This window comes from Rhizobium sp. 768_B6_N1_8 (assembly GCF_051811225.1).
Classification (GTDB): Bacteria; Pseudomonadota; Alphaproteobacteria; order Rhizobiales; family Rhizobiaceae; genus Rhizobium.
In genome coordinates, this window is sequence record NZ_JBPWPV010000001.1 from 3,560,001 (window position 1) to 3,579,868 (window position 19,868).

Below are 19,868 nucleotides of genomic sequence, written 5' to 3' on the forward strand. Positions count from 1 at the left end.
ATCCGGAACCCCTCCGAAAAACGCGGAAAGGCCACGAAAAAACAGTGCCTTGGTCAATTTTATGGTTAACGCAGGATAAACGCCGGCCCCATCGCCACTGTCAAACAACCGTCATATTGGATTGTGGCGAAAGGTTCGGAACCTAACGCGGTTTTTCGTGTTTCCCTCCCCATTGAAGGAAAGGAGACAGACATGGCCGCCAATACCGATGATCTCAGAACTTCCGTCAGCAAGGATATCGCCGCTCTGCAGCAGGAGGTCTCCCGCCTGCAGAAGATGATTTCCGCGCAAGGTGCCGAAGCCTACTATGAAGTACGCGACCGCGCCGGCAAGGCTTATGAAGACGCGCTTCCCCGCGCAAAGAGCGCTGTCGCCCAGATCCGGGCCGAAGGTGCCGCAGTCGCCGGCACGGCCCGCGAACACCCGGCAGCGACCACAACCGCGCTTCTGGTTGCCGGCGCGATCGGCTTCCTGGCAGGTTATATGTTGTCGGGCGCCTCGCAGCCCGAGCCGCGTCACTGGTGGCGTTGAACTGCCAAGCTCCAGATCCCGTATTTTTACGCATCCTGCAGATCCATTTTTTGCAGGATGCGTAAACACTTATGTCTTAGAAAAACCAATTTTTAATGCGACTGATAGGAACATAAAAATGAAGGGAGGACATTATGGACAATAAGAGAGAGAAGCTGATCGTTGAAGTCAGCGTCGACGGCAGCGATGGACGTCGCGCAGTCGGCATTATGAACATGCGCCAGGCGCTCGATCTGCCCGAAATGCCGAGCCTCTCGTATACGCATCCGGACCCGGCCAAGGCCGCAGCCGGCATTGTGATGAGCCGGCAGGAACTCGCCGGTTTTATGGCCTGCACTTGAGGCGATAGAAAAACTCTTCTTGCCCACTGCGCTTTGGCTAAAGCGTCGATGATTTCTTTCGGCATCCGAAATCCCCTACTCCCCAGAATTTCGAGCACCATTGCTGGCATCCGTGCCTCGTTCGTGCAAAGAACGGCTTTCGCAATCGCATCAGGGATGGCGAAGTGAAAGGCCGGCGATCACCACAGAAAACACACGAACGCAACAGACCCCAGGCCGAACCGGCCGGCAAGCGGGTCACGCTTCCTCGTGCGCTCTCCAAGCTTGGCTATTGTTCTCGCACGCAGGCCGAACGCCTCATCGCTGAGGGCCGCGTCGCGGTCGGTGATCGCATTGTCACAGATCCCTCGGCATGGGTCGATCTTTCGACCGCCCTTATCAAGGTCGATGACAAAGAGATCGTCGCAGAGGCCAGGATCTACCTGATGCTCAACAAGCCGCGCGGCCTTGTGACTACTCGTCATGATCCGGAGGGCCGCCCGACCGTCTATGACTGTCTGGCCGATTTTGATGCCCCACACCTCTCTCCTGTCGGTCGGCTCGACAAGGCGAGCGAGGGGCTGCTGCTCTTTACCAACGATACGGAATTCGCCCAGACGCTGCTCGATCCAATCACCCACGTCTCGAAATCCTACCATGTGCAGATCGATCGGATCGCCGATGACGACATGCTGGCGGCGATGATGTCAGGTCTTCGGCATGACGGCGAACTGCTGCGCGCGACCGCTGCCCGCAAGCTGCGCGAGGGTGACCGCAATTCCTGGATCGAAGTGGAATTGCAGGAGGGCCGCAACCGGCAGATCCGCCGAATGCTGGAAGCGCTCGATATCGCCTGTCTGCGGCTCGTGCGTGTCGCGATCGGTGGGCTGGAGCTTGGCGACCTGCCGAAGGGATCGGTCAGGGCGCTGACTGAATCTGAACTGAAGGACCTTCGCCGCAAGGTAGGTACCGGCAAGGCAATACGGGATTGAGAATGAACGAGATGAAGCCGCATGATTTCTGGCAGGAGATCCATCCTCCGGGCAGTTTCCAAACGGCCGGCGATTTCACCTCCTTCTTTATAGCGGAACTGGAAGATGGCAGGCAGTTGCGGCTGCCGATCCGGGTACTTTCGGATGGTGAGCATGCGATGGCCTCGCTGATCATCAATCAGGCAAGCTTTGCGGTGCTGGATGTGCTCGCCGAAAACCTTGCGGCAAAGATAGAACCATCAGGCATCGATGTGGTCGCCGGCCTGCCGACACTCGGCCTGACGCTTGCGGCGGCCGTCGCCCAGAAGCTCGGCCACAGCCGTTACGTGCCGCTCGGCACCTCCCGCAAATTCTGGTATCGCGACGAACTGTCGGTCGCCCTCTCATCGATCACCACGCCGGAACAACAAAGACGGCTCTATGTCGATCCGCGCATGCTACCCCTCCTGGAAGGACGCCGCGTCGCGCTGATCGATGACGTCATATCTAGCGGGACCTCGATCGTCGCAGGTCTCGATCTGCTCGCAAGCTGCGGCACAGAACCCGTCGTCATTGGCGCGGCCATGCTGCAATCGGACCGCTGGCGCGCCAAACTCGACGCCGCAGGCCCTCAATGGCAGGCACGCACGAAAGGCGTTTTTGCCACGCCCATCCTAGAGCGGACAGCCGAAGGAAAATGGCGCAGACCTGCCTGAGCGGCATCAAGATCACATGTGAGGACCGATCATTCTTTCGTCTGAACGGGCTATACAGCGCGAGACGAAGAGCTACATTCGGCGTGTGATCGAAGACAGGAACCACCGATGACGCTTGAGCAAGCAGCCCTCCTGATCCTGCTGGTGGCGATGCTCTTCCTGTTCTCCCTCGACCGCCTGCGCATGGAAGTTATCTCGATCGGCGGATTGCTTGCGGGCTATATGCTCGGTCTTTATCCCGCCGATAGCACCTTTGCCGGCTTCGCAAGCCCTGTCGTCGTCACCGTGGTCGAAATCCTGCTGATCGTCCAAGTACTGGCGCGCACCAAACTCTTTGACAGCCTCGCCGAGCGCTTCGTGGCATTGGGTCTCTCGCATTTCCGGGTCATAACAGGCGTCTCCGCTCTGACCGGCTTCATCTCGATCTTCATGAACAATATCGGTGCCTTTGCGATCAGCTTGCCGCTGGCGTTGCGGCTGAGCACGCTCATGAGCATTCCACGCCGGCAGCTCGTGATGCCGATCTCCTTCGCCGCTCTTCTCGGCGGTCTCGTCTCTTTGATCGGCACGCCCGCAAATCTTCTCGTCAGCGATGCGCTTGAGAAAACCACCGGCAAAGGTTTCCGCTTCTTCGACTTCGCTTATGTCGGGCTTCCGGTCGCCATAACAGGCATTCTGCTGATTGCGCTGATCGTGCAGCGATTGTTTTCGAAGCCCGACGAGGCCGCAGAAATGCCAACTCCGCCGGCCCGCCGTATCGTCGTCGAACGCAGCATTCCCGAGCATTCGCCGCTCGTCGGCGTAACACTTGCCCAATGTCCCGAGCGTTTCGGCGTCCAGGCGCATGCCCTGATCCGCGACAGGGCTTTCGTCTTTGGCCCGCTCAAACAATCGGTCATCCAGCCGGGTGATATTCTGCTGGCGCAGGGCGCGGATTCGGTCTTCGCGGATCTGGCCGCCTCGCAGGCGCTGGTGCCAGACGCCCATCCGCACGGACTGCAGCCGGATTTCGTCAGCATCGAAGCCGTCGTCATGCCGGAAAGCACGGTCGTCGGCTCCCGCATCGCCTCACTCGAGGTCTTCCGCAATCGCGGGGTCACGATCTCGGCACTGTCGATGCGTTCTCCCCGCATAGAAGGACGCTTTGCGGATCTGCAGCTTTCGATCGGCGACATATTGGTGCTGGAAGGCCCGAAAGCGGCGATAGCTGAGGCGTTGGAGGAGTGTGAATGCCTGCCGCTTGCCTCCGCAGCGCCCTCCCCCGGATCGTCAGCTTCATGGCAGCCTTTTGCAATCTTTGCCTGCGGCGTTGTCGCTTCCGCCTTCGGCCTACGCCCCGATATTGCTCTTGCCTTCGTGGTGCTGGCGCTCGCACTGCCCGGCTATCTCAACATTCGCCATGCAATGGCGGATCTCAACTGGCCAATCATCATCATGCTCGCAGCGATGATCCCGATCGGCCAGGCGGTCGCAACAACCGGCACGGCCGAGACCATCGCGGCATGGCTGAGCCTGGCATTCCCGATCAGCCATCCCCTCTGGGGCATTGCACTCGTTCTGTTTCTCGCCATGGCGCTGACGCCCTTCGTCAACAACGCGACGGTCGCAATCGTGCTTGCGCCGATTGCGCTGGAATTTGCAAGAGCCGGCCAGCAGCCGCCGCAGGCCTATCTAATCGCGGTGGCGGCAGGCGCCTCGCAGGATTTCCTGACCCCCTTCGGCCATCACAACAATACCCTGTCGATGAGCATCGGCAGCTACCGCTTCGGCGATTTCCTGCGCGCCGGCTGGCCGCTGACGCTCGCCGGCTATATAGTCACGCTCATTCTCATCGCCCTATTCTGGCTTTGAATGAGCCTTTGCTTGACTTCCCCGGCAATGAAACTAGAGCAGGGACAGTCTAAGCCGATAGAAGGACAGCCAGCCACCGTGCGTATTCTCTCCGAAGCCCATTTCCCGGAATTGCCGAACTACTACCGTGGCAAGGTGCGCGAGAATTACGATCTTCCGGATGGGCGGCGCATCATCATCAGCACCGACAGGCTGAGCGCCTTCGACCGCATCCTGACCTGCATTCCCTACAAGGGACAGGTGCTGACTGAGACGGCCCGCTACTGGTTCGAGGCAACGAAGGACATTTGCCCCAATCACGTTCTCGACTATCCCGATCCGAACGTCGTCATCGGCAAGCGGCTCGACATTCTTCCGGTCGAAATCGTTGTGCGTGGTTATCTCGCCGGCACGACCGGCACCTCGATCCTGACGCTTTACAAAAAGGGTGAGCGCGAGATGTACGGCATGCGCCTGCCCGACGGCATGCGCGACAACCAGATTCTTCCCGAGCCGGTCATCACTCCGACCAGCAAGGAGTTCGATGGCGGCCACGACGAGCCGCTGACGCCGGCCGAAATCGTCAGCCGCGGACTGCTGACGAAAGAGCAGTGGGAAACGCTTTCGAAATATGCGCTGGCTCTTTTCGCCCGCGGCCAGGAAATGGCGGCAAAACGCGGCCTGATCCTTGTCGACACCAAATATGAATTCGGCACGGACGAGAATGGCAGCATCATTCTCGCCGACGAAATCCATACGCCCGACAGCAGCCGATACTGGGTGGCGGAAACCTATCCCGCTGCCTTCGAAGCCGGCAAGCGGCCGGACAGCTTCGACAAGGACTTCGTGCGCGCCTGGGTGGTCGAGCGCTGCGACCCCTACAAGGATGAAATTCCGGAAATTCCAGTCGAGCTGATCGAGCAGACCTCGGCCGTCTACATCAAAGCCTATGAATGGATCACCGGTGAACGCTTCGTACCCGACGACCGCGGCGAAACGCCAGCGGCGCGTGTCCGGGCAAATCTCGCGCCCTATTTTTCCTGAACCGTTGAAGACAAAGCTGCGAGCCTGCTTGCAGCCTTTCAACCAATCGCGCTAGCATCGGAAAAAAGGGGTGCCGGGCCGAGCCCGGCGGGGGACAGATGGCACGCAGGCCCAGACGCAAGGCCGAAGAGACCAGGGAGGATATCCTCTCGATGGCGGAGACACTGTTTCGCCAGCGCGGCTTCGTCGCAGTTTCCATCGCCGATATCGCCTCGTCGCTGCACATGTCGCCGGCTAATGTTTTCAAGCATTTTCAATCAAAGGCGGTGCTTGTCGATGCGATTGCCGAGCGCCATCTCGGCAATGCCACGGAGCGCTTCGCCGCCGTTGACACCAGCCTGCCGCCTAAGGAGCAACTGCTGAGCTTCGTCCTGCGCCTGCTCGACAGTCATCTGCAGGACATCCAGCAGAACCCCTACATCTTCGAAATGGTAATCTCGACGATCGACGCCAAGCTTGACGCCGGTCATCGCTATCGCGAACGGATAGAGCAGAAGCTCGGCGAGATCATTCGCGAAGGCGTGGCCGAAGGCAATTACCATTGCGACAATACGGACGTGGCAGCCCGCACCGTTGCAGACGTTCTGGCCTGTGTTCTGCATCCCATTCTCATTGCCAAGGACGACAAAAACACACTTGTTCACCGTGCGGAAAAAATCGTGTGTTTCGTGGATGCCGCACTGCAAAATAACCCTTGCTAAGTGACGATTGCTGAATTACGTCACTTCGTAAAGCTTTTCTTAATATCGGATAACGGCATCTGTTTCCGGATCAATCATCACTCTTATATAGAGCGGCGCCTCATAGCGCCGGCGATTGAACCGCTACTGCCAACCGCACAGGAATTCAGCATGATTCGGCGTGCCCTCATCGTCTCCACGGCCCTTTTGCTCGTTATGGGCCTCGCTGCCTGCAACGAGAGCGGCAGCAAACCCGCCGGCAATGCAGGCGCAGGCGGCGCTGCCCAGCAGGCTGCCCCGGTCGGTGTGGTCACACTGAAGAAGGATACCTATCCGATCACCACGATCCTGCCTGGCCGCGCCGAAGCCTTCCAAGTGGCCGATATCCGCCCGCAGGTGAACGGCATCATCCGTGAAATCGCGTTCAAGGAAGGCGGCGAAGTCAAGAAGGGCGACCTGCTCTACCAGATCGACGATGCCGCCTACCGCGCAGCGGTCGAGCAGGCCCAGGCTGCGATTTCCAAGGCTCAGGCAGGCGTGCCGAGCGCCCAGAGCAATTTCGACCGCTACCAGCGTCTGGTCGGCAGCGGCGCAACACAGATCGAATTCGAAACCGCCCGCACGGCCCTTGCCCAGTCAAATGCAGAGGTCGAATCCGCGAAGGCGGCATTGAGCGCGGCGCAGATCGACCTCGATCACACGAAGATCACCGCCCCCTTCGACGGCGTCATCGACCAGACGGCCTACAACATCGGCAACGTCGTTGCGGCCAACCAGTCGACCGCACTGACCACCGTCCGCCAACTCGATCCGATCTACATTTCGCTGACGGAATCGAGCACCAACCTGCTGAAGCTGCGCGATGCGATCGCTGCCGGCGAGGTCAAGGGCGAGGACAACAACATCGCGTTCCGGCTAATCCTTGAAGACGGCCGTGAATATAATCAGAAGGGCAAGCTCGACATGTCGAAGCAGGTCGTCAGCGAAACGACCGGCACCTTCATCATTCGCGTGGTTTTCCCAAATCCGGACCGCGTCGTCCTGCCGGGCATGTATGTCCGCGCCACGGTCGAACTCGGTGCTGAAGCCGGATATTCCCTGCCGCAGCTTGCAACAACCCGCGATGCCAACGGCCGCCTGACCGCACAATTCATTTCCGCCGAGGGGAAGGTCGAGACCCGTGTCTTCGAAAATGCCACACCCTCCAACAATTCCTGGCTGGTGACGCAAGGCGTGAAGGACGGCGATCAGCTGATCGTCAGCGGCCTGCAGTCGATTGTATCAGGCATACCGGTAAAGCCGGTTCCAATGAAGATCAACGACAACGGCGTGGTTGTCCCTGCCGATCAGCCCGTGGCCGGAGGCGAACAGAAGCCTGCAGCAAAGTAATGCACAGGCGCTTTCGTATCGTCACCGTCCCAGCCGTACAGGAATAACCGATGGCCAAGTTTTTCATCCGACGACCGATCTTCGCCTGGGTCATTGCGATCACTATCATGCTCGCAGGTCTGCTCGCCATCTTCACGCTGTCGATCTCGCAATATCCGGACATTGCGCCGACCACGGTCCGCATCAACACCAGCTATCGCGGCGCGAGCGCCGAGACGGTCGAAAAATCGGTGACCACAATCATCGAAGACGGCATGACAGGTCTCGATGACCTCACCTACATGACCTCGACCTCATCGACAGGCTCAGCCAGCATTTCGCTGACCTTCGGCACCAGCATCAATCCTGACATCGCGCAGGTGCAAGTGCAGAACAAGTTGCAGCTCGTCCAGTCGCAGCTCCCCGGCGACGTCATCGATGCCGGCATCAGCGTCACACGCTCCACCTCGAGCATTCTTCTCGTCGGCTCGCTGGTCTCGACGGACGGCAAGCGCACCTCCGTCGACCTCGGCAACATCATGTCGACCTCGATCGAGGACCAGATCCAGCGCCTGGAAGGCGTGGGCAGCATCAACGTATTTGGCTCCGGCTATGCGATGCGCGTCTGGCTGGATCCGTTCAAGCTGCAGAAATACCAGCTTACCCCTGGCGACGTGACCTCGGCCATCCAGGCACAGAATACCCAGGTCTCTGTCGGCTCGCTCGGCGCCCAGCCGGCCGTCCCGGGCCAGCAGATCAACGTCACCATCACCGCACAGAGCCAGCTCACCACCGTCGCGGATTTCGAGCACATCATCCTGAAGGTCGAAAAGGACGGTTCGACAGTCCGCCTCAGCGATGTCGCCCGCGTCGAGATCGGTCAGGAAAGCTATGGTGGCAGCTCGCGCTATAATGGCCAGCCATCATCGGGTTTCGCCATCAACCTTGCGATTGGCGCGAACGCCATCGATACCGCCGCCCGTGTCCGCACCGCGCTCGAAACGATCGGCCGTGGCCTGCCGGAAGGCGTCGAGATCACCTATCCCTACGACACGACCCCCTTCGTCGAGCTGTCAATCGAGAAGGTCGTGCATACGCTGATCGAGGCGATCGTGCTCGTCTTCGTGGTCCTGCTTATCTTCCTGCAGAACCTGCGCGCGACATTGATCCCGACTATCGCCGTTCCCGTCGTGCTTCTCGGCACGTTCGGCGTCCTTGCGGCAACAGGCTATTCGATCAATACGCTGACGATGTTTGCCATGGTGCTGGCGATCGGCCTTCTCGTCGACGACGCCATCGTCGTCGTGGAAAATGTCGAACGCATCATGTCGGAGGAAAAGCTCTCGCCGCTCGAAGCGACCGAGAAGTCGATGGGTGAAATCACCGGTGCCATCGTCGGCATCGCTCTCGTGCTGACCGCCGTTTTCATTCCAATGGCCTTCTTCGGCGGCTCTACCGGCATCATTTATCGCCAGTTCTCCATCACCATCGTTTCGGCCATGCTGCTGTCTGCACTCGTCGCCATCGTGCTGACGCCGGCGCTCTGCGCCACGATGCTGAAGCCGGTCAACGAGCATAAGAAGCATCGCATCGGCGACTGGTTCAACCGCAACTTCACCCGCTCGACCAACGGCTATGTCCGCACCATCGGCTACCTCTTGAAGCGGCCGATCCGCGTCATGCTGGTGTTCCTGCTGGTCGGCGTCGGTTGCGCCTATCTCTTCTCGCGCCTGCCGAGTTCGTTCCTGCCGCAGGAAGACCAGGGCGTGCTCTTGACCATCGTCACCACGCCCCCGGGTTCCACCACGCAGCAGACGCAGGCCGTCGTTGAAAAGGTCGAAAAATACTTCCGTGAAAACGAGAAGGATGCGGTGGATTCCGTCTTCGGCGCGCTCGGCTTCGGCTTCAACGGCTCGGGCCAGAACAGCGCCATCGTCTTTACCAAGCTCAAGGACTTTTCGCTGCGCACCGATCCCAATCTCAGCGCGCAGTCAGTGGTCAACCGGGCTCTCAAGAACTTCTTCACGATCCGCGAGGCGCAGGTCTTTGCGCTGCTGCCGCCCGCGATCCAGGGTCTCGGCGTGTCGAGCGGCTTCTCCATGTATCTGGTGGATACCGGCGGTCATGGCAATCAAGCCCTGACGGCCGCTTCCAAGCGGCTGATCCAGATGGCTGGCGCCACCGGCAAGGTCGTGGCACTTCGTTCGAATAACAAGGAAGTCGAGCCGCAGATGAAGATCCTGATCGATCAGGAGAAGATCGGCGCCATGGGTGTCGACCTCGCCTCGGTAAACTCCATGCTGTCGATCATCTTCACCGGCCGCGACGTCAACGATTTCACGCTGAACGGTGAGATCAAGCCGGTCTACGTTCAGGGCGACGCGCCCTTCCGCATGCAGCCGACCGATCTGAACCACTGGTATGCCCGCAACAACGCGGGCGAGATGGTGCCCTTCTCCGCCTTCACGACAACCCAATGGGTCGATGGCGCGCCGTCGCTCGCTCGCTTCAACGCCGTCAGTGCTATCCCGCTCGACGGAGCGGCAGCTCCTGGCGTCTCCTCGGGTGAAGCCATGAACGAGATGGAAGCCCTGACCGAACAGCTCGGCGGCGGCTACACGGTCGCCTGGCAGGGCATCTCCTATCAGGAGCGGCTCTCCGGCTCGCAGGCACCAATGCTTTACGCGATTTCGGTTCTCGTCGTCTTCCTCTGCCTGGCTGCTCTTTACGAGAGCTGGTCGATCCCGTTCTCGGTCATCATGGCCGTGCCGGTCGGCGTGCTCGGCGCGCTTGCGGCAGCAACGCTCTTCGGGCAGGCGAACGACGTCTATTTCAAGGTCGGCCTGCTCACGACCATCGGCCTTGCCGCGAAGAACGCGATCCTGATCGTGGAATTCGCAAAGGACCGAATGGAGACGGGCATGGGGCTCTTCGAGGCAACGCTGGAAGCAGCAAGGCTGCGCCTGCGCCCGATCATCATGACCTCTTTGGCTTTTATTCTCGGCGTCGTGCCTTTGGCCATCGCAACGGGCGCGGGTTCCGCTGCCCAGAATGCGATCGGCATCGGCGTGCTCGGGGGCATGCTTTCGGCGACGGCGCTCGGCATTTTCTTCGTGCCGTCCTTCTTCGTCGTGATCCGCCGCATCTTTGCCACACGGCAAAAAAATGAGGCGGGAGTGTGATATAAATGCACTGTGAGAAAGCTTTCCGGATTGCTACATTGCGCACGGACTGCTTCGGCATGTGTTTAGCGTAAGGAACGAGGCGCGTCAGGCCGATGGTGAAGCATGACGCTTCGGACAAGAATTGACTTGCTCGAGTTACAGGATGAAATGCATGGTATCTCTTCGTTATGCCACACCGGCGCTATTGTTATTGCTGTCGGGCTGTGTAGTAGGCCCTGATCACGTACCTCCTGAAATGGCGCTTCCTGGAAAATTCAGTGAAGGTGGCAAAAAGAACATCGGCGATGTCGCTACCACGGCCTGGTGGACCGCCTATAACGACCGCAAGCTAGACAGCCTTGTCCAGACCGGCCTTAGCCAAAACCTGACGATTCAACAAGCGATCGAGCGCATCAATTCCGCGTCCGCCAACGTGACCGTCGCCGGCGCCGGTGCCTTGCCTGCTCTCGATGTTGGCGCTTCGCACACCGTCAGCGGCCAGACCGGCGAGCTGCGCGACCAATTTAACACCCGCAATACCAGCGCCGGACAGCTTTCCCTGTCCTGGCTGCTCGACATGTTCGGTCTTTTCAGGCGCAGCAAGGAAAGCGCCCTCGCCTCTCTTGATTCCGCTTACGCGGGTGCCGACATCGCCAAGCTGTCCTACATCCAGGACCTTGTCTCAACCTATATTGACCTACGCTTCTTCCAGCAGCGCCTGGCGCTTTCGAAAGCCAACCTGAAGTCCCGTCAGGAAACCTACGACCTCACCAAGTTCCAGCTTGATGCAGGTGCGGCGTCCCGCCTCGACGTCGTTCAGGCTGAAGGTCTTGTCCAGTCGACGCTGGCAGAAATTCCCGGCCTCGAAACCAACATCCGCGTTTCGGCTCATCATATCGCCACCCTCGTCGGCCAGCCGGCCGGTTCCATGGTCGATGAACTGTTGCGTGGCTCTGGCCAGCCGACCTTCCGCGGCGGCATCAATTCCGGCATTCCGGCCGACCTGATCCGCAACCGTCCGGATATTCGCCAGGCCGAGCGGAACCTCGCCGCGGCCACCGCCCAGATCGGTGTCGCCGAAGCTCAGCTCTACCCGTCGATCTCGCTGTCCGGTTCGATCTCGCCCAGCTACATCAACCAGCGCGGCATCCACGGCGGCCTGTCGGCATGGTCCTTCGGCCCGACCCTGAACCTGCCGATCCTCGACGGCGGCAGTCTGCGCGCCAATGTCGACGTCTCCAAGTCCAACGCCGTCGCATCCTATCTCACCTGGAAGCAGACCGTCCTGACGGCAATTGAGCAGGTCGAAAACGCCCTGTCGGCCGTTCGCCGTGATGCCCAGACGGTTGATGCGTTGCGCGCCCAGGTCCGGACGACGCAGGAAACCCTCGAGCTTTCGACGGCATCCTACAAGGACGGCGCTTCCTCGCTGCTCGACGTTCTCGACGCCCAGCGTCAGGTCTCTCTCGCTCAGGCAAGCCTTGCCGCCGCTGTTCAGCAGATGGCGAAGGATTACGCTGCGCTCAACATCGCAACCGGTGGCGGCTTCGCTCCGGGCGGGAAGACCACCGGTCCGGGACCGGTCAAGGTTACCAAGGGCAGCTAAGCTCCTCGCATAGTATTATTCCGAAGCCCCGCGGTTTTCCGCGGGGCTTTTTCTTTGCGTGAATATCTGCCGGGATAGATAATATGCGCATGGAAGGAATTTGGATTCGACAAGCCGCAATCGCTACGCTATGCAGTTGATTAAACGATTAAGCGCAGCACTTCGAAACAATGGCTTCACAACGCCCGGGACCCAACCTCAGCAGGATAGCGACGTCGCTTGGCGTCTCTGTTGCCACGGTTTCGAATGCGCTCTCCGGCAAGGGCCGGGTTTCTGACGCTCTGATTGAAAGAATTCGCACGCATGCTGCTGAACTCGGTTATGTGCCGAGCCAGGCCGGTCGGGCTCTGCGCACCGGCCGCAGCGGCGTGCTCGGCCTTGTCCTGCCTGACATTGCCAATCCTCTCTTTCCGAAGATCGCCCAGGCCATCGAATATGCTGCATCCGCTGCAGGCTACGGCGTGCTGATCGCCGACTCCCGTGGCGATATCACGGCGCAGACCGAGGCGATCAACCGGCTGGTGGAGCGTGGCGTTGACGGCATGGTGGTCGTGCCGCGCCGTGCCACCCGCATTTCCGCCGCAAGCTGCCCGGTCGCAGTCATCGATACCGCCTCCACGCCCGGCAATACGGTCGCTGCCGACCACTGGCAGGGCGGCAGGGAAATCGCCGCCCATCTCGCCGGCCTCGGTCACAAGCAGATCCTGATCATCGGCAATAATCACGAATCCAATGTCCAGAATGACCGCGCCGGCGGCATCAGGGCCGGCCTGCAGCCTGGCATGCGCTCCGAAACACTCTGGATCGAGCGGTTGGAGAACGAGACGAGCGCCGGTTGCCGGCTGGGCCTTGCGGAAAAGGCACGTCAGGGCTTCACCGCCTTTGCCGCCCTTTCCGACCTGCAGGCGCTACGCGCGCTGACCGAACTGCAGCAGGAGGGGATCAGCGTGCCCGCCGATGTCAGCGTCACCGGCTTCGATGATCTCATCTGGTCGCCTGTCGTCACACCGTCGCTGACGACGGTAAGGATGGACATGGATACCATCGCCGAAATCGCCGTCTCGGCACTGGTCGACAGAATAAACGAAAGCGGCACGCGAGAGGGCGTGCTGGTTACGGCGGAGACCGAACGTGTGCCCATGCAACTCATCATCCGCCAGTCATCCGGGCTCGCGAACCCGGCACCAAAAACCTCAGAGATGGAGAACTTGTAGAATGAAAAAGGCTCTTATTGCATCGGCGGCGCTCGCCGCACTTTACCCCCTCGGCGCCGCGGCACAGGAACGCACGCTGACCATTTCCGTCTACGCATTCGCGCAAGATGACTACAAGACGATCGTCTACGATCCCTTCGAAGCCAAGTGCGGCTGCAAGCTCGTTGTCGAAACCGGCAACAGCGTTGAGCGCATCGCCAAGATGGAAGCCAACAAGGCCAATCCGGTGGTCGATCTTGCCGCCGTATCCATGGCTGACGGCCTTGCCGCTTCCCGCGCCGGCCTGATCGACAAGGTCGATACATCCAAGCTTGAAAACTTCTCCAAACTCTATGATATCGCCAAGGATCCGAACGGCGACGGCATGAGCGTCGGCTACACCTTTTACGCCACCTCGATCGCCTATCGCGCGGACAAGATGAAGATCGAGTCCTGGGCTGACCTCTTGAAGCCCGAATATGTCGGTCACGTCGCCTTCCCGAACGTCACGACCAACCAGGGCCCGCCGGCGCTCTATATGCTCGGCCTCGCGCTCGGCAAGGACACCCCTGATCTCAAGGCGCCGATTGAGGCGCTTGGCGAAAAGAAGGACGAGATCGTAACCTTCTATGAAAAGTCTTCCCAGATCGTACAGCTGATGCAGCAGGAAGAAATCTGGGCCGCTCCGATCGGCCGCTTCTCTTGGGCAGGCTTTACCAAGCTCAACGTCCCCGTCGCCTGGGCAACGCCGAAGGAAGGCCAGACCGGCGGCATGAACGTGCTGGTCCTGACCAAGGGTTCGAAGAACCAGGATCTCGCCCTGCAGTTCATGGATTTCTGGCTCTCGACCGAAGTCCAGACCAAGCTCGCCGAAAAGCTGATCGACAGCCCGGCCAACAAGGAGGTCAAGGTCTCCGACAAGGTCGCCAACAACATCACCTATGGCGAAGACACCGCCAAGAGCCTGAAGCTGATCCCCTCCGCAGCCGCCCTCGACAGCCGCAATGGCTGGCTGAAGGAATGGAACGAAAAGGTCGGCCAGTAAGCCACTGCTGAAATCGGTCCCGGCACCGACAGGGACCGACCCTTCCTCCGCTCGAAAGGCGTCTCATGTTTCAGAACCGCGCAGAAGCCCTGGCGCTTGCCCTGCCGGCAGCGATCTTCGCCGCCGTGGTCTTTCTGCTGCCTGTCGCGATCCTGCTCTCCGAAGGTTTTCGCATTGGTGGGGCATGGACACTTGCCGCCTATACGGATTTCTTCTCCGAAACGCTGAACCGCACCGTCTTCTTCCGCACCTTCCGGCTTGGCCTCGAGGTGACAGCGGTGTCGGCCGTCATCGGCTATGCCGCCGCCTTTGCGATCGTCAACCTGCCGCCGAAGGGCAAGGGCCGCATGATCGGCCTCATCACCCTGCCGCTGATGATTTCGCCGGTCGCCCGCACCTATGCCTGGATCGTCATTCTCGGCCGCACCGGCATCGTCAATGAAGCCATCACCGGCCTCGGCCTGAGTGCGGAACCGCTGCGACTGCTCTTCACCGAAACCGCCGTCTTCATCGGCCTGCTGCAACTTTTCTTGCCGCTGATGATCCTGTCGCTCATCAGCGCGCTCGAGAACATGCCGAAGGATGCCATTCCAGCTGCCCGCGTGCTCGGTGCGAACTGGTTCCAGGTCTTCTGGAAAGTCATCCTGCCGCTCACCAAGGAAGGCCTCGTCGTCGGCGGCACGCTGGTCTTCACTGGCTCGCTGACGGCCTATATCACGCCGGCCATCCTCGGCGGCTCCAAGGTGCTGATGCTGGAAACGCTGCTGTACCAGCAGGTCTCCGTCGCCAACAATTTTGTCTCGGCGAGCGTCATCGCCTTCATCCTGATCGTCATGAGCTTTGCCGCCAATATCCTGCTGAAGCGCCTTGCCACTGCGAGGAACCGCCGATGAGCATCCGCCTCTTCTCGCCGGTCGTGCTGTTCCTGCTGCTGGTTTTCCTGATTGGCCCTTTCCTGATCATCATCGCCGCTTCGCTTTCGGCCGGCGACACACTGGCCTTTCCGCCGCAGGGCCTGTCACTGCGCTGGGTCGCCAAGGTCTTCACCATCGATAGTTTCCGCGAGAGCTTCGCCATGTCGATGTTCCTTGCGGTCTTCGGCACGCTGGCGGCCCTCATTCTCGGCATCCCCGCCGCCTATAGCCTGTCGCGCTACCGTCTGCCGGGCGCAGAGACGGTGAGAACCATCGTCTCGCTGCCGATCATCGTGCCCGGCATCATCGTCGGCCTGGCACTACTGCGTTACCTGGTCGTACCTTTCGGCTTCAACATCACGCTGGCTCTCTTCTTCGCCCATACCGCACTCGTGCTGCCCTATGCAGTACGCGTGGTGTCCGCAAGCCTCGGCAACCTGCGCTCGGACATCGAGGAAGCCGCGGTCTTGCTCGGCTCCTCGCGGCTCGGCGCCTTCTTCCGCGTGGTCATGCCGAATATCCGCGGCGGCATTCTCGCGGCCTTCATTCTCGGCTTCGTCACCAGCTTCAATCAGGTGCCGGTCTCGCTCTTCCTCTCCGGCCCTGGCGTGCGCACGCTGCCGATCGACATGCTGGGCTATATGGAGACAACCTACGACCCGTCCGTTGCCGCGCTTTCGGCGCTGCTCGCCTTCCTTTCGATCGGCATCGTCTTCCTCGCCGAACGCTTCCTGGGATTCTCACGCTATGTCTGATGCCTACCTTCAACTCGACAAGCTGACGCTCGCTTATGGCGATACGGTCGCGGTGAAGGACCTCGACCTGTCGATTGCCAAGGGCGAGTTGGTAGCCCTTCTTGGCCCTTCCGGCTGCGGCAAGACGACGACCATGCGCGCCATTGCCGGCCTGCTGAACCCCGCTTCCGGCCGCATCAATCTCGATGGCGCCGAGATCACCCGCGTCTCCGCCAACAAGCGCGCCGTCGGCCTCGTCTTCCAGTCCTACGCGCTGTTCCCGCATCTGACTGTCTATGAAAACGTTGCCTTCGGCCTGCGCTTGAAGGGCCTTCGCGGCGAGGTTCTGGATGGCAAGGTCAATGCCGGCCTCAAATCCGTCGGCCTTGCGAAATTTGTCGGCCGTAAGCCGGGCGAACTTTCGGGCGGCCAGCAGCAGCGCGTGGCGCTCGCCCGCTCCATGGTCATGGAGCCGAAAGTGCTGTTGCTCGACGAGCCGCTTTCCAACCTCGACGCCCGCCTTCGCCTTGAAATGCGTGCCGAGCTGCAGCGCGTCCAGAAGGAAACTGGCGTAACGATGATCTTCGTCACCCACGATCAGGCAGAAGCGCTTGCGCTTGCCGACCGCATCATTGTCATGCTGAACGGCGGCATCGAGCAGATCGGCACGCCCGAGGACATCTACAACAAGCCTGTTTCCTCCTTCGTCGCCGATTTCGTCGGTTTCGAAAACATCTTTGCGCTGAAGGACGGAAAGCTTGCGACGCCGAACGGCCCTGTCGCGCTTTCCGCCGCAGCACCTGACGGTGCGGCGGGCCTGGCCTGGCGGCCGCGTGCGGTGGTCCTTGGTTCTGGCCCTTTCCACGGCACCGTGCGTGGCACATCCTTTGCCGGCAATAGCCGCGAATATCTGCTGGACAGCGTGCTCGGCCCGATCAAGGCGGAAGTCGATGCCGCCCTGCCGCAATACGAACTCGGCAGTATGATCTCCTTCGACCTGCCGGTCGCAGCCTCCGCAAGCCTCAAACGTTTCGGGTGACATCATGGGCGTCTGGATCGACACGGATATGGGCTTCGACGACATTGCCGCCATCATGGTGGTGACGAATGCCGAGCTCGACATCGACGGTGTCTCGCTGGTCTTCGGCAACGCGCCACTGCCGCAGGTGCGCACCAATGCGGCGGGCGCAGCCAAGGCCTTCGGTTGGAAATTTCCGATCCACACCGGCCGCGACATGCCCGTTCTCGGCAAGCTAGAGACTGCCCAGGCGATCCTCGGCGAAAGCGGCATTCCGACGACCGGTAGACATCTGCCGCCGGCCCCGATCCTGCCGGATAGCGATGCCTTCGTCGCGCTTTGCCGCTGGCTGGAACTGGAAGGCCCTCACCGCATTCTGGCGCTTGGACCGCTGACGAATATTGCGGCACTCGCGCTCGCCCGGCCCGATCTTGCCGCCCGCATCACCGAACTCGTCTGGATGGGCGGCGGTGTTACCTCCGGCAATCATACGGCCTCCGCAGAATTCAATGCGCTCGCCGATCCAGAGGCGCTCGCAATCATCATCGCCCGCGAGCTGCCACTGCGCATGGTCGATCTCGATCTCTGCCGCAAGGTTCTTGCGAAGCCCCAGGATGCCGATCCAGTTCGCGCTGCCGGTGGCGCCAATGCCGAGCTGATCGCCGATATGTTTGCCGGTTATATTCGCATTGGCACGAACCGCGGTCGTCCCGCCATGGCAATCTATGATCCTTCGGCTGCCGTCGCCTTCGTCGCTCCGCAAGTGGTGAGCTTCCGCCCTGCCCGCATCGACGTGGAATTGCAGGGGCAGCATACGCGCGGGCGCACGGTCGTTGAAACCCGCGCCACTCACGCAACGTTCAATGCACAGTTCGCCGCCGACATCGATGCCGACATGGCGCGTGTCATCATTCTCGCCGCCCTGGTCAACGAGGCCCGCAAATGACTGCAACTCCGCGCCAGGAACCCGCCGATCTCAACGAGCCCGCCTTACGGGCCCGCGCTGTTGCTGCCGCCCGCGGCGATGCTCCCTTCGATGTGCTTGTGACCGGCGGCCGCATTCTCGATGCCGTCACAGGCCTGATCCGCGAGGCCGATATCGGCCTCGTTGGCGCGATGATTGCGAGTGTTCACGCATCGTCGAGCCGCACGGACGCTGCCAAGGTAGTTGACGCAGCCGGTAGCATCGTCTCTCCCGGCCTCATCGATACACACATGCATATTGAAAGCTCGATGGTGACGCCGGCTGAATATGCTGAAGCCGTGTTGCCTCGCGGCGTGACAACGATCGTCTGGGATCCGCACGAATTCGGCAATGTCCATGGTCTCGATGGCGTACGCTGGGCAATCGAAGCCTCGCGCAATCTGCCGCTGCGCACGATCCTGCTTGCCCCCTCCTGCGTTCCTTCCGCCCCTGGTCTGGAACTCGCCGGTGCGGATTTCGACGCCAGTGTCATCGCCGAGCTGCTGCGCTCGCCGGCGATCGGTGGCGTGGCGGAAGTCATGAACATGCGCGGCGTCATCGATGGCGATCCGCGCATGACCGATATCGTCAATGCCGGCCTCACCTCCGGCAAGCTCGTCTGCGGCCATGCCCGCGGACTGGAGGGTACCGATCTCAACGCCTTCATGGCCGCTGGCATCACCTCCGATCACGAGCTTACCTCGGGCGCCGATTTGCTGCAGAAGCTGGCGGCCGGAATGACGATCGAGCTGCGCGGCTCGCACGATCATCTGCTGAAGGAATTTGTCGATGCATTGAACGGCATCGGCCACCTTCCGCCGACCGTCACGCTCTGCACGGATGATGTCTTCCCCGATGAACTTTATCAGAATGGCGGCCTCGACGACGTCGTGCGTCGCCTCGCGCGCTACGGCATGCGCCCGGAATGGGCATTGCGCGCCGCTACCTTCAACGCCGCGCAACGCCTGAAGCGTTCCGACCTCGGGCTCATCGCCGCCGGACGCCGCGCCGATCTCGTGCTGTTCGAGGACATGAGCGAATTCAAGACCCGCGCCGTCATCGCCAACGGCCGACTAATCGCCGAAAATGGCATGGTCAGCGATCGCCTTCCGTCGTTCGACGCCGGGCCGCTCATGCAATCGGTCAAGCTCGCACCGCTTGCCGAAGACGATTTCCGCATTCCCGCCAACGGCACGAAGGTGCACCTCGCAACAATCGACCGTCCACGCTTCACCCAGTGGGGAGCAACCGAAGCGGATATCCGCGACGGCTTCGTCGTACCGCCGGCTGGCAGCGCCATGATAGCGGTTGCACATCGCCATGGACTGGCGGATGGCAAGCCGCGCATCGGCTTCCTGACCGGCTGGGGTGAGTGGCGCGGCGCCTTCTGCACCACGGTTTCACATGACAGCCACAACCTCACTGTGTTCGGAGGAAATATCAGTGATATGGCGCTTGCAGCCAATGCCGTCATCGACGCCGGCGGTGGCATGGCCGTGGCAAAGGATGGGCGCATCGAAGCCCTGCTGCCCCTGCCACTCTCCGGCCTCGTGACGGATGCATCCCTGCAGGAAACCGCCGATGGCTTTGCTGCCATCCGCAAGGCAATGGAAAAGATCGTCGACTGGAAACCGCCCTATCTGGTCTTCAAAGCCTGCTTCGGCGCGACACTTGCCTGCAATATCGGCCCACATCAGACCGACCGCGGCATTGCCGACGTCATTACCGGCAAGGTGTTGGAAAGCCCCATACTGGAAACGTTTTGAGGCG

General features: G+C 60.8%; 17 protein-coding genes. All 17 read left to right on the top strand.

All coding sequences use genetic code 11. The features are described 5' to 3' along the window. The first annotated feature begins 192 nt into the window (after nt 1-192). The gene (locus AB8B33_RS18350) at nt 193-531 is read left to right on the top strand and encodes a hypothetical protein (protein ID WP_007815384.1); all 339 of its coding nucleotides are present in this window, start codon (nt 193-195) and stop codon (nt 529-531) included. A gap of 134 nt (nt 532-665) precedes the next feature. Continuing rightward, nucleotides 666-872 (top strand): hypothetical protein, encoded by a 207-nt coding sequence (locus AB8B33_RS18355; RefSeq protein ID WP_025555529.1) that lies wholly within the window; start codon nt 666-668, stop codon nt 870-872. Nucleotides 873-1,036: 164 nt separating this feature from the next. Beyond that, a complete protein-coding gene (locus AB8B33_RS18360) occupies nt 1,037-1,843 on the top strand; it encodes a pseudouridine synthase (protein ID WP_439016437.1) in 807 nt (268 codons plus the stop codon). Nucleotides 1,844-1,854: 11 nt separating this feature from the next. Beyond that, nucleotides 1,855-2,538, top strand: a complete 684-nt coding sequence (locus AB8B33_RS18365) for a phosphoribosyltransferase (protein ID WP_439017274.1) — start codon at nt 1,855-1,857, stop codon at nt 2,536-2,538. 108 nt (nt 2,539-2,646) lie between these two features. Next, on the top strand, nt 2,647-4,389 hold the full coding sequence (locus tag AB8B33_RS18370) for an SLC13 family permease (protein WP_439016438.1): 1,743 nt from the start codon (nt 2,647-2,649) through the stop codon (nt 4,387-4,389). 78 nt (nt 4,390-4,467) lie between these two features. Then, nucleotides 4,468-5,412: a phosphoribosylaminoimidazolesuccinocarboxamide synthase gene (locus AB8B33_RS18375; RefSeq protein WP_439016440.1), complete on the top strand. Its 945-nt coding sequence runs from the start codon at nt 4,468-4,470 to the stop codon at nt 5,410-5,412. Between the two features lie 98 nt (nt 5,413-5,510). Continuing rightward, the gene (locus AB8B33_RS18380; RefSeq protein ID WP_439016441.1) at nt 5,511-6,113 is read left to right on the top strand and encodes a TetR family transcriptional regulator; all 603 of its coding nucleotides are present in this window, start codon (nt 5,511-5,513) and stop codon (nt 6,111-6,113) included. A gap of 150 nt (nt 6,114-6,263) precedes the next feature. Continuing rightward, nucleotides 6,264-7,481, top strand: a complete 1,218-nt coding sequence (locus tag AB8B33_RS18385; protein ID WP_439016442.1) for an efflux RND transporter periplasmic adaptor subunit — start codon at nt 6,264-6,266, stop codon at nt 7,479-7,481. A 50-nt stretch (nt 7,482-7,531) separates the two neighbouring features. Then, complete coding sequence (locus AB8B33_RS18390; protein WP_439016443.1) at nt 7,532-10,642, top strand: efflux RND transporter permease subunit; 3,111 nt, start codon at nt 7,532-7,534, stop codon at nt 10,640-10,642. Between the two features lie 154 nt (nt 10,643-10,796). Continuing rightward, nucleotides 10,797-12,230, top strand: coding sequence for an efflux transporter outer membrane subunit (locus AB8B33_RS18395; protein WP_439016444.1), 1,434 nt, complete (start codon nt 10,797-10,799; stop codon nt 12,228-12,230). A gap of 170 nt (nt 12,231-12,400) precedes the next feature. Next, nucleotides 12,401-13,444 carry a LacI family DNA-binding transcriptional regulator gene (locus AB8B33_RS18400; protein ID WP_439016445.1) on the top strand — a complete coding sequence of 348 codons (1,044 nt, stop codon included), beginning with the start codon at nt 12,401-12,403 and terminating at the stop codon, nt 13,442-13,444. A 1-nt stretch (nt 13,445) separates the two neighbouring features. Beyond that, nucleotides 13,446-14,468: an ABC transporter substrate-binding protein gene (locus tag AB8B33_RS18405; RefSeq protein WP_113323754.1), complete on the top strand. Its 1,023-nt coding sequence runs from the start codon at nt 13,446-13,448 to the stop codon at nt 14,466-14,468. A gap of 65 nt (nt 14,469-14,533) precedes the next feature. Next, on the top strand, nt 14,534-15,361 hold the full coding sequence (locus AB8B33_RS18410; RefSeq protein ID WP_113323755.1) for an ABC transporter permease: 828 nt from the start codon (nt 14,534-14,536) through the stop codon (nt 15,359-15,361). Then, nucleotides 15,358-16,137 carry an ABC transporter permease gene (locus tag AB8B33_RS18415; protein ID WP_113323756.1) on the top strand — a complete coding sequence of 260 codons (780 nt, stop codon included), beginning with the start codon at nt 15,358-15,360 and terminating at the stop codon, nt 16,135-16,137. Before AB8B33_RS18410 ends, AB8B33_RS18415 begins: the two co-directional genes overlap by 4 nt. Beyond that, on the top strand, nt 16,130-17,155 hold the full coding sequence (locus AB8B33_RS18420) for an ABC transporter ATP-binding protein (RefSeq protein ID WP_439016446.1): 1,026 nt from the start codon (nt 16,130-16,132) through the stop codon (nt 17,153-17,155). Before AB8B33_RS18415 ends, AB8B33_RS18420 begins: the two co-directional genes overlap by 8 nt. A 4-nt stretch (nt 17,156-17,159) precedes the next feature. Continuing rightward, nucleotides 17,160-18,080, top strand: a complete 921-nt coding sequence (locus tag AB8B33_RS18425) for a nucleoside hydrolase (protein WP_439016447.1) — start codon at nt 17,160-17,162, stop codon at nt 18,078-18,080. Continuing rightward, nucleotides 18,077-19,864 (top strand): adenine deaminase, encoded by a 1,788-nt coding sequence (locus AB8B33_RS18430; protein WP_439016448.1) that lies wholly within the window; start codon nt 18,077-18,079, stop codon nt 19,862-19,864. Before AB8B33_RS18425 ends, AB8B33_RS18430 begins: the two co-directional genes overlap by 4 nt. The last annotated feature ends 4 nt before the right edge of the window (nt 19,865-19,868 follow it).